This window comes from Vibrio sp. 1288 (genome assembly GCF_033344475.1).
On sequence record NZ_JAWPOX010000040.1, the window covers coordinates 1 to 11,487 of the forward strand.

Here is an 11,487-nt window from a genome sequence, read left to right on the forward strand (position 1 = left end):
ATCAAAGTCAGTGAATGAATGTCCCTGATCTGATCGTAATATTCTGATTTAGTTCATTCGATTTACGCAACAAAGCCTGCAAAAGCAGCCAATGCAGGCGGCGTTGCAACCAGTCAACTTGAAATGGCGCAAAACGCCAGCATGCAAAACTGGACGTTTGAACAAGTGGATAGTCAGTTGCAAACCATCATGAAAAATATTTTCATCAATGCAAACGAAACCAGTAAAGAGTTTGGCCAACCTGGAAATTTAGTTTTAGGCGCCAACATTGCAGGCTTTAGAAAAGTCGCTGATGCAATGATTGAGCAAGGTGTCGTCTAGATGAACGAGCCAGCAGGATGACTGCTGGCTTAATATAACTCCGCAATAGGCCGCGCTTTTTGATAAAGAGCTCCACTTAATTCGCAATAAGCGTTGTCACTTCTGTTTTAACGGAGTTGGCGATAAAGCAATTCTCATGGGCCATGTGGTGCAGTTTTTCTAATTGAGATGGTGTCGGTTGTTTTTCACCTGAAAATGTTATCTTAGGGTTTAACGTTACCTTTGATACCCACTCTTTTCCGTTTTCGCCTTTTTCAAGCTCCCCTACCGCTTCATCGAAGTAACTGTCCACAACATAACGTCGCTTTGCTGCAATAGACAGGAAAACGAGCATATGACAACTAGAAAGTGCCGCGACAAACGCTTCTTCTGGATCAACGTTTTCTTCTACGGATAGTGGTAATGGTACTACGTGGGGAGATGGAGATGCTGGGACTTGCAACCCTCCATCAAATTGCCAAATGTGTGCCCGACTATACTTATTATCACTAAACTCTTCGCCAGCTTTACGATGCCATTTGATTAAAGCGGAATGCTTACTCATTCTAACTCCCTGATTTTCCGACGACGAATCAACACTATCCGTCCTTGCCACAGTAAACCACAACAAAATGAGTTAAGGAAAGCATCGCACTCACAGGGACTATAAAATCTGTTGAGGATCGGCATTGTTCTTCTGGATATCATCCAAAAGTCTCTGAGACTGATGGATGTTGACCTGTAACCGATTGATCAGCATCTGTAACTGCTCAATCTCGGGACTTTGGTTGGCTTTAAGTTGAGTTTCCAGGGTCTCCGTTTGGCTCGCCAAAATAGGTAAACTTAGGTTCAGTGCCATCCCTTTCGTTTTGTGCAACGTCAGCGCTAATGAAGCAAAGTCTTCAGCCATAAAGTATTCAATAAGTTCATCAACCGAAGTCTCAAAATCGACAATAATGCTTTTTAGCAACTCGTCGAGCGCTTCTGGCTCATCTCGTAAAGAAGTAAACATGCCTGAGCGGGAGAGTTCTTCCTCTGTTAACCTTAAGTTCTCGATTGGCTTACGTTGCAATTGAAGCACATTGCTGTCACTCGTTAGTGGCGGATTCTGTTTCGGTTCGAGTCTGGCGGCAAACTGTTTGAGAGCGTCTGAAAAGCTCTCATGCTGTAGCGGTTTCGTAAGCACATGGTCTGCTCCTGCTTCAATAAAGCTATCGTGAGCTTCACGAAATACGTCTGCCGTGTACGCAAAGAGTAATGTCTTGATACCTAACTCTTGTCGGATAACGCGTGTCGCCTCAACGCCATTCATCTCGGGCATATGGTTGTCCATCAAGATCAGGTCGTACTCGTTCTCTTTCGCCTTTTTAACCGCGATTAATCCATTTTCTGCAACTTCCACTTCATGCCCAAGCTTTTCGCAAAACCCTTTTGCCACAATGGCATTCACACGGTTATCATCAGCAAGTAGTATCTTTAAATGGTGTGATTTTGCGCGAGGTTTCGGTGCTTCTTGCTGCTTTTTCGGAGCAGATTCTACCCAAGGAATCGGCAACTCAACGATAAATTGACTTCCAACGCCTTCTATACTCTTCAGAGTAATATGGCCACCCATCAAATCGGTTAGTTTTTTGACGATGGCTAACCCAAGCCCTGTTCCGCCGAACCTTCGAGTCGTTGATGAGTCTGCTTGCTCAAACGAGTTAAAAATATGCTCGTGTTTGTCTGGCGCAATACCAATACCGGTGTCGCTCACGCGCATGACCAACAACTGATTCGATTCATCTAACTCAGTTCTAACCAGCACATGCCCTTCGTTGGTAAACTTCACCGCGTTACCGGCGAGATTAAACAAGATCTGTCGTAAACGCGCACAATCTCCAGTAAATTCAGTATATTCAGAAACCTCGTTTTCCAAGATTAACTCGATATTTTTTTCATCAACAAGTGGTTTTATTGCGCTACACACCGGAGAAAGCACTTGATCGAGCTTAAACTTAGCTTGCTCAAATTCCAGTTTGTTTTCTTCAACTTTAGAAAAATCCAAAATATCGTTGAGGATAGTCATCAGATGCTGGCCAGAATCAAGAATAACCCTAATATGCTCTTTCGTCGTCGGCTCTTTGGTCTCTTCTGCAATCATTTGAGAAAGCCCTAGTACACCATTCATCGGCGTCCTTAGTTCGTGACTCATTGCAGCGAGAAAATTTGATTTCGCTTTTGCCGCTCGCTCGGCTTTGTTTCTCGCCTCTTCAATTTCAAGATTCAACTGTTTTAAGTTATGCATTCGGTGATGTGACTGATAAACAAACGCGCTAACTAGAAACATCACCGCGATAAATACAAACAACCACGTAAAACGCGCCTCACTTTGAGCAATATTGAGTAACCGATGCTCTGAGCTTTCGACAAACTCAATATAAGTGTGATCAAGCAGTTCATTCGTCAGCAATTCAATTCTTTTATCACTCGTTTGAAGCCGTTTAAGGAAGTTCGCTTCCTTTTCACTCTCAACTTCAGTTTGTGTTAGAAGCAACTGGTTGAGAAATTCAAGATAACGACTGCCACCCAAAGATTGACCGCTCTCGGTAGAAACATCTTGCTGATATAAATGGAACAACATGAGTAATGCATACCGATTTTCTACCTGAACACCAATTAACATATCAAGCTTCAACGTTGTTTGAAGCACTCGCTCCTTAAACTGTTCAAGCGTATCCCTAACTTTTATACGATTGGGTGTCACGGGAAACCAAACTGATGCCTTTGATGATTCCAACAGTGCCTGTGCTGCGATTTCTATCTCTACTAAAGATGTTGTTAACTCATAGTTTTTCCTATCTTCAACGGCATATCGGTTCACGATAACATCACGCTCTTCAATCAACTCATGTCCGATATTCATTAGCCCTGCATGAAATTCTTGAGCGTTTTTTGAATTCATATACGACATATACGCCAGTGTGCAGCACGTCAGTATCCCGATAAAAAAGCAAAAGTTGATCAGTTTGAATTTATTCATTTTCCAACACCTCTAAAATTATGGGTCTAGGTGCTGTCAACGACTGCAAGAATGCTTCAATGTCCGCGACATTCTCATCGTTCATCGTTATACCGAGCTGGGTTTTAGCCATGATTTGTATCGCGTCGGATAACTTATCGACTTGCCCATTATGAAAATAAGGACTCGTTAGCGCGACATTGCGTAAACTGGCTACTCTAAAATAGAATCGCTCTTCATCTTCTATCGTAACGAGTTGCCTGCCCGAGTCCTCTACTACTGGCTTATCCTTGAAATAGGCGAACCTTTGGATCATCGCTCCGCCGATATTTTTGCCCTGATGACACTGCACACAACCTGAAGTCTGAAATGTTTTCCAACCTCTGATTTGCTGTTCACTCAATACATGCGTGTAACCCAATAAGTAAGCATCGAATGGTGCGCCAGGCGTCTGCAGCCCTTCAACAAACTCCACAATAGCGGACTTGATATTATGAACGTTAATCGGCAATTCACCGTCACGATTAAATAGCGCTTGATAATGTTCACTCTCTTTTACATATTGCTCTATTGTTTGCCAGTTTGAGTCCATTTCCATTGGATTATGGATTGGACCATCAATCTGAGCCATCAAGGTGTTTTCCGTACCATCCCATAAAAAACGATAATTTAACGCTGCATTAAACACTGTTATAGAATTTCTAATTCCATCACCTTTCACCCCGTAGAGACTGGTGTATTTTCAGCGCCATTGGTTTGCAGATTGTGGCATGTCGCGCAGCTGACATTACCATTTGACGATAATTGAGGATCGCGGAAGAGATGCCAGCCAATTCTCGCTAGCTTAATATCCACATTAGGATCACCCTGTATGGGCTGAACTAGGGAGATATCACCTAACATCTTCGCGTTTCTTGCGGTTGTTGTTTGGCTCAAAATGAGTGTTACAACAGCTAGTGCGATTGCGCTGAATTGCCTCATCAACTACATACCTTAAACTTGTCATTGATATGAATTTAGTTGCATTTTGGCGTTTTTTCCACCGACAGGAAGTTGAAAAAACGAGTTAAGTATTGCTTTGTTTAAGGCTTTGGTTGAAGAGGGAGTAATAAGGCGAATAGGAAGAAACCTATCGCCTTATGAGTAGCTAACGTATTGAAATCTGAGTTTAGTGTAGAAAAGCCAAAAACCGTTGAAACCAAGTCACCTCTCCATAGGAGATCAGATCGAAAATAGTAAAGAATACGGCACAGATAACGGCCAACTTAATCAAACGCTGAACAATAAACATAAACATCACAATTACCAATAATTTGCTTTAGTTTACTATCTCACACAGCGTTTATATATAAAAAAGTAGTCTCCTAATTAGCCTCGGGAACTTATTCATTAGAACCTATACTCAAGCATCTCTAAGTTATTTGGATATACTTGAATTAGGATTTCAAAAAGTCCCTGTGACCACACAAGGAGGACTGCATGAAACGACTATGGATATGGTTCTTACCTTTACTCTTGATGGCCAGTCAAGCACTGGCGAATACCGTTTGGATTGTTCCTGTCAAAGGCGCTATAGGGCCTGCTACTAGCGACTATTTATCTCGTGAAATAGAAGAAGCTCAACTAAACGGTGTCAGTTTAGTGATCTTACAGATGGACACACCAGGCGGCTTAGATAGCGCAATGCGAGATATTATTCACGCGATTACCACCTCCTCCACTCCAATTGCGACTTGGGTTGGCCCGTCAGGATCTAGAGCGGCTAGCGCAGGGACATACATTTTACTCGCCAGCCACGTTGCCGCCATGGCTGAAGCCACCAACCTTGGCGCGGCAACGCCCGTCGCGTTAGGTGGTGCCCCTCAGCCCCCTTCATCGGATGATGGCAAAGATCAAAACGCGGAAGAAACGTCAGAAGGAACCAACGAAGGTTCAGAGAAAGTTCCCGCGAAAACCGCAATGGAGAAAAAGGTGATTAATGATGCTAGAGCCTATATTAAAGGCTTAGCAAAGCTTCATGGCCGAAATGCAGAGTGGGCAGAGAAAGCAGTGAGCGAAGCAGCGAGTTTGGACGCCACAGAGGCATTGGAATTAAACGTTATTGATTATATAGCCAACTCACCAGAGGATTTAGTCAAAGCCATAGATGGGCAAACTGTTAAAGTAAACAATCGCACTGTGACATTGTCACTTGAAAATCCAACATGGGTTGAAAGAACGCCAGATTGGCGAGCAGAAATGTTAGCCGTTATCACCAATCCAAACGTTGCCTACATCCTAATGCTCATCGGCATCTACGGTTTACTTCTTGAGTTTTACAACCCAGGAATTGGCTTACCCGGTGTGCTAGGTGGGATTTGTCTGCTTCTTGCCATGTACGCACTACAAATGATGCCCGTCAACTACGCAGGTCTTGGTCTGCTGTTACTCGGTATTGCACTAATGATAGCGGAAGCATTCAGCCCGAGCTTTGGTATTTTGGGCTTAGGCGGCGTTGTCGCCTTTGTACTCGGTTCGATATTTCTCATGGACAGTGAGTTACCAGGATTCCAGATCGCCCTTCCTTTGATTTTTGGTATTGCCATATTTTCCGTGGCTCTAATCGTGCTGACCGTCGGCCTGCTGCTCAAAATTCGTCGCCGGCGTGTAACGACGGGTTTAGAGACTTACCCTGGGAAGGTCGCCGTGGTAAGCGATGACTTTATCGATGGCGAAGGACGCGTTCAACTCAACGGTGCGTTATGGCGAGCTAAAGCCAAAGACCATCAACAATTCAAACAAGGTGATCACGTCACCATTGTTAATGTTAAAGGGCTGACCTTAACTGTGATGCCTGATGACCGCCAAAATAAATAGGAGGCGCTTTATGATGCTCTATACCGTTGCGGTGATCGTGGTGCTGCTGTTCGCACTAGCGACCCAAATGTTCAAGGTTTTGAGAGAATACGAACGTGGGGTTGTGTTCTTTCTTGGTCGATTTCAAGAAGTCAAAGGACCTGGTTTGATCATCCTTATCCCATTTATTCAGCAAATGGTGAGGGTTGATTTACGTACTGTCGTTTTGGATGTGCCGACACAAGATTTGATTACCAAAGATAACGTTTCTGTGCGCGTCAACGCGGTCGTTTATTTTCGCGTAGTCGATCCTCAAATGGCGATTAACAATATTGAAAGCTACAGCGATGCCACCAGCCAGTTAGCACAAACCACGCTGCGCTCGGTATTGGGTCAGCATGAACTCGATGAATTGCTATCAGAGCGAGAACGCCTCAATAAGGATTTACAATCCATTCTCGATCAACAGACTGATGACTGGGGAATCAAGATTGCTACGGTTGAAGTCAAACATGTTGATTTAAATGACAGCATGGTCAGAGCCCTAGCCCGTCAGGCAGAAGCAGAACGTAACCGTAGGGCGAAGATCATTCACGCTACTGGTGAGTTAGAGGCTTCAAATAAATTAAAAGAAGCAGCGCAAATGCTCAACGAAGCACCGAATGCACTGCAATTACGTTACATGCAGACACTCACTGAAATCACTACAGACAAAACATCCACTATTATTTTTCCAATGCCGATCAATCTTGTCGAAGCTGTCAGTGATATCGCCGAAGCGGTGAAAAAGAATAAAGAGACACAAGATAAGTAAGGTTCTGACCCTAGGAAGTAACGACCACTCACGTTACTTCCTTATTTAGTACTCGCTTTAAGGATGTGCCCATCTTCTTTATCACATTCTTGTTTCATTACTTCTAAGCCCGTTTTAAAGCATGTTCGCCAAGCGGTTTCAACATCGGCATCATACCCGGAATCACACTGTCGAACCGTTTCTAACAAACTCTCAAGCCAAACATCAAAATCCTGCGGCTCTATACCAATATCTGCACTTGCATGCTTTTTCCCATACTTTTCCACCATTTTGTGCGCTTCGGTCGAGGTATCTGCCATCATAAAAAATACGATAGACCCTCTAAGCATTCTCACTTGTTGGTGCATGTCTATACCGTCAAACTTCTGTCTAAAGTTGGCACTTTTCGACCATAAATTTTTGTAGAACAAGTCGAAAAACTCCTGATCTGAAGTACAACGTTCATAGCTATCATTAAAAACTTCAATCACGTTCATGTTGCTTTCCCCTACGCCTCAATATGAGTTTAATTTAGTATCAAATAAAAGCTTCCAAATAAGGACATTTAAGTTTCAAATCGATCAACTCACATCGATTTTCAACAAAAAGTAAAAAGTGATTTAAATAAACACCCTCTTATCAATGAAAAAATATCCATTATCATGAACCCATATTCGAGGTACGCATGGTTGTCGATGCTAGTGCATCCTCATCTGTCATCACATAAAGAGGATATAAACGTGTCCCATCAAATCATTACCGATCTAAATAGCCGTTACACTGCAAAAAAATATGATGAAACCAAGCGCGTTTCTCAAGAAGACATGGCGATAATCAAAGAAGCACTGCGTTTGTCGGCGTCTTCTATCAACTCACAACCATGGAAATTCATCGTTATTGAAAGTGATGAAGCGAAGCAACGTTTCCACAATACGTTTGCAAATATGCATCAGTTTAACCAACCACACGCGAAAGCCGCATCACATACGATTCTGTTTGCTTACGATCCTAAATTTACTAAAGAGAAATTTGCGAAGCGTGTGGATGCAGAAGTAACATCTGGCCACTTGCCAGCGGAGATGTACAACAACTTTATGGGTGCTTACGCTTTTGCCGATGCAAATACGGACGAAAATGGCTTCAACGGAAACTGGACAAAAGCACAAGTCTATTTGGCACTAGGCAACCTACTACACACATTGGCACGACTAGGCATTGATTCAACACCGATGGAAGGTGTCGATCCGGCTCTGATTGGAGAAGAGTTTAAAGAAGAGCTCGAGGGCCATATTTGTGAAGTTGCGCTAGCGATTGGCTACCATAAAGATGGGGAAGATTATAATCATGGTCTTCCAAAAGCGCGCCTTGCAATGGATGACGTAATTACGACTCTATAGTCGACCATTGTCTTAGCTTAGCGACTTAACTCATTGTTTAAACTAAAAAGAGCCGCATTAATGTGCGGCTCTTTTTTTACTTGGTTCTGCGTCAACTTTACGCAACTTGCTCTGACTTAAAATTACCAAGCAATGCATCGTAAAGCTCATTGTCGCTTAACACACCAACCAGCTTATTATCTTCAACCATAAGCAGAGGCTGATTGCTACGCTGTTTAAGTTCAATCGCTTCTCGCATACTGATTTCTGGGCTAACCTGAACCAGAGAGTTTTCATTAACTTCGTCAAGGTTCGAAGAATTGCTCTTCCATTGAATCAACGATTTACCTTTATCCGCTAAACTTAACCCCTTGCTCTCTTGTATCACCCAAATATCTTTATCAGGGCAAATCAGAACACGCGTATCTTCGCGAACCAAATCGTCACGCATTAAGGAACGTCCCTTCAGCACATTTAATGGATTAGTGTGAGCAACAAAGTCCGCCACATAATCGTTTTCTGGAGCAAGAATGATCTGTTCTGGCTTGCCATGTTGAATCAGCTTTCCTGATTCCATAATGGCGATGTTGTTGCCGATTTTAAGCGCCTCATCCAAGTCGTGACTTACAAAAAGAATGGTTTTATTTAGCTTTTCTTGCAGCAGAATCAGTTCATCTTGAAGCTGAGCGCGAATCAATGGGTCAAGCGCTGAAAACGGCTCATCCATTAACAAGATATCTGTGTCCATCGCGAACGCTCGCGCTAGGCCAACACGCTGCTGCATACCACCAGAGAGCTCGTGCGGGAATTTGGTTTCCCACTCAGACAAACCGACCATTTCGAGCTGTTCACGCGCCTTTTTACGACGCTCTGCTTTACCAATGCCTTGCATCTCTAGACCAAACGCTACATTGTCTAACACCGTTAACCAAGGCATCAATGCAAACTTCTGAAACACCATGGACACGCGGTGCGTACGAAGGTGGCGCAGTTTCTGTTCGTCACAGTTAGAGAGCTCAACCATATCGTCGCCATCTTTAATTTTCAGAGAGCCACGAGAAATATCGTTCAATCCGTTAACCGTTCGCAGCAAACTTGATTTACCCGAGCCTGAAAGCCCCATCAAGACACAGATCTCACCCTGTTTCACGTTCAGCGAAACATTATCAACCCCAACCACTTGGCCAGTTTCATCAATGATTTCTTGTCGAGACTTCCCTTGATCTAGTAGTGCTAGCGCCTGTGCTTGTTGCTGACCAAAAACGACATCAAGATTTTTAATAGTAATAGCGTCCATGATTATGCCTCCTTCTGGTTTGGTGCTTTACACAAGCGATCAAGAATGATGGCAACGAGTACAATCGCTAAACCAGCTTCAAAACCTTGCGAGATGTTTACCGTATTCAGTGCGCGTACGACTGGTTTACCAAGTCCATCAGCACCAACAAGCGCCGCAATGACCACCATAGACAGAGACAACATAATGCACTGCGTAACGCCAGCCATAATACTTGGCAATGCCGCAGGTAACTCCACCTTAAACAGTAGCTTCATGCGGCTGGCACCAAATGCTTTACCCGCTTCAAGTAGCTCCTCCGGCACTTTAATAATGCCGAGGTACGTCAATCGAATTGGCGCAGCGATAGCGAAAATGATGGTCGAGATTAGACCAGGGACAATACCTAAGCCAAACAGAACCAAGGTTGGAATTAGGTAAACGAATGTCGGTACGGTCTGCATCAAATCGAGTATTGGCCGCAACAAGGTGTATAACCAAGGACGGTGCGCCGCCATAATGCCCAACGGCACGCCAATTAATACGGAAATCGTTGTCGCTGCAAACACAAGGACAAAGGTTTCCAGCATTTCTTGCCAGTAACCAAGGTTGAGAATTGCGAGTAAGGCCAACACGATAAATACGACAAGAGGAATGCTGCGATGTAAGAACCAAGCAATTGCCGCCGTCATAATGATTGGCGCTGCAGGTGGCATCCATTTAAAAATGTCCACCACGAAAAGAATGATCGTTTCAAGTGTAATAGAGATTGCATCGAAAAAACCCGATGCATTGATGGTTAACCAATCGACGCCAGTTTCCATCCATTGGCCCAACGGTAGTTTGTTGTCCGTAATAAAATTCAAAATAAAACCTTTGTGTTAATGAAGCGGGCAAAATTCTGCCCACTTTCTTTAAAAAAACGAGCTCAAATATTGCTTATTAAGCGTTTGTTTTTAAGTAGTTTGTAATAGCTGTTAGCGCATCTTGGCCATCTACCGTTTTCACGCCCTCTAGCCACGCTTCAATTTGCTCTTGGTTTGCATTCAACCATGCTTGCGCTGCTTTTGATGGCTTTTGTTTCTGGTTAAGAATCGCTTCCATCAGTTCATTTTCCATTTCTAGGTTAAACTCTAGATTTTTCACTAGCTGACCTACATTTGGACACTCAGCGAGGTAATTTTTACGTACGTTTGTGTAGACGTTCGCGCCGCCGTAGTTAGGACCGAAGAAGTCATCGCCACCCGCTAGATATTCCATTTCAACGTTACTATTCATTGGGTGCGGCGCCCAACCTAGGTACACAATCCATTGATTGCGGCGTGCGGCACGTGATACTTGAGACACCATGCCAGCTTCACTGGACTCAACTAGGCTGAAATCTTTTAGGCCGAATGCGTTGCTATCAATCATTGACTGAATTAAGCGGTTGCCATCGTTTCCTGGTTCAATGCCGTAAATGCGGTCTTTAAATTTGTCGGCATGTTTTACTAGATCAGCGAAATTGGTTACGCCTGCGTCATAAACGTATTTTGGAACCGCTAGCGTGTACTTTGCGCCAACGAGGTTCGCGCGTACGGTTTCAACAGTACCTGCATCACGGTATTTCGCGATATCACCTTCCATCGTTGGCATCCAGTTACCTAGGAAAATGTCGATATCGCCATTAGCCATAGAGGAGTAAGTTACAGGCACAGACAGAAGATCGGTCTTCGTTTTGTACCCCAACCCTTTAAGTAACTCTGATGTAACGGCAGTGGTCGCTGTGATGTCAGTCCAACCTACATCTGCGAAACGAACCGTTTCACATTGGTTGGCGTAAGCGCCTGTTGCTAAAGTACTTAGTGCAATTGTTGAGAAGATTTTTGTCATCTTAGACATGTTGAATTCCTTGTAATGATTACTG

At 43.7% G+C, this 11,487-nt stretch carries 9 protein-coding genes and 2 pseudogenes; 4 read left to right on the top strand and 7 right to left on the bottom strand.

Annotation, left to right across the window (positions count from 1 at the left end; genetic code table 11):
- Positions 1–66: 66 nt before the first annotated feature.
- Positions 67–321: pseudogene (locus tag R8O11_RS21355) on the top strand (NADP-specific glutamate dehydrogenase); the annotation flags it as partial.
- Between the two features lie 76 nt (positions 322–397).
- Here the strand turns inward: R8O11_RS21355 and R8O11_RS21360 are convergent.
- The 3 genes and pseudogenes from R8O11_RS21360 to R8O11_RS21370 form a co-directional block, all read right to left on the bottom strand.
- Positions 398–865, bottom strand: a complete 468-nt coding sequence (locus R8O11_RS21360) for an OsmC family protein (protein ID WP_017820322.1) — start codon at positions 863–865, stop codon at positions 398–400.
- A gap of 99 nt (positions 866–964) precedes the next feature.
- Positions 965–3,322, bottom strand: coding sequence for an ATP-binding protein (locus R8O11_RS21365; protein ID WP_318194411.1), 2,358 nt, complete (start codon positions 3,320–3,322; stop codon positions 965–967).
- Positions 3,315–4,282: pseudogene (locus R8O11_RS21370) on the bottom strand (cytochrome-c peroxidase). The gene R8O11_RS21365 and the pseudogene R8O11_RS21370 overlap by 8 nt, the downstream one beginning before the upstream one ends.
- Before the next feature lie 498 nt (positions 4,283–4,780).
- Between R8O11_RS21370 and R8O11_RS21375 the strand changes: the two are divergent.
- Both R8O11_RS21375 and R8O11_RS21380 read left to right on the top strand, forming a co-directional pair.
- A complete protein-coding gene (locus R8O11_RS21375; RefSeq protein ID WP_206958792.1) occupies positions 4,781–6,157 on the top strand; it encodes an NfeD family protein in 1,377 nt (458 codons plus the stop codon).
- A 10-nt stretch (positions 6,158–6,167) separates the two neighbouring features.
- The gene (locus R8O11_RS21380) at positions 6,168–6,950 is read left to right on the top strand and encodes a slipin family protein (protein WP_005373196.1); all 783 of its coding nucleotides are present in this window, start codon (positions 6,168–6,170) and stop codon (positions 6,948–6,950) included.
- Positions 6,951–6,991: 41 nt separating this feature from the next.
- On the opposite strand, the gene R8O11_RS21385 is transcribed toward R8O11_RS21380, so the two are convergent.
- Complete coding sequence (locus tag R8O11_RS21385) at positions 6,992–7,426, bottom strand: globin (protein WP_017633662.1); 435 nt, start codon at positions 7,424–7,426, stop codon at positions 6,992–6,994.
- Between the two features lie 243 nt (positions 7,427–7,669).
- Here R8O11_RS21385 and R8O11_RS21390 point away from each other — a divergent pair, with 243 nt between their 5' ends.
- Positions 7,670–8,326: an NAD(P)H-dependent oxidoreductase gene (locus R8O11_RS21390; RefSeq protein ID WP_064354707.1), complete on the top strand. Its 657-nt coding sequence runs from the start codon at positions 7,670–7,672 to the stop codon at positions 8,324–8,326.
- A gap of 97 nt (positions 8,327–8,423) precedes the next feature.
- Here R8O11_RS21390 and choV read toward each other — a convergent pair whose 3' ends face one another.
- From choV to R8O11_RS21405, 3 genes are all read right to left on the bottom strand, one after another.
- Positions 8,424–9,602: a choline ABC transporter ATP-binding protein gene (gene choV / locus R8O11_RS21395; RefSeq protein ID WP_064354706.1), complete on the bottom strand. Its 1,179-nt coding sequence runs from the start codon at positions 9,600–9,602 to the stop codon at positions 8,424–8,426.
- Between the two features lie 2 nt (positions 9,603–9,604).
- A complete protein-coding gene (choW, locus tag R8O11_RS21400; RefSeq protein WP_005392552.1) occupies positions 9,605–10,447 on the bottom strand; it encodes a choline ABC transporter permease subunit in 843 nt (280 codons plus the stop codon).
- 76 nt (positions 10,448–10,523) lie between these two features.
- Positions 10,524–11,462, bottom strand: coding sequence for a choline ABC transporter substrate-binding protein (locus R8O11_RS21405; protein WP_005382646.1), 939 nt, complete (start codon positions 11,460–11,462; stop codon positions 10,524–10,526).
- Positions 11,463–11,487 lie beyond the last annotated feature (25 nt).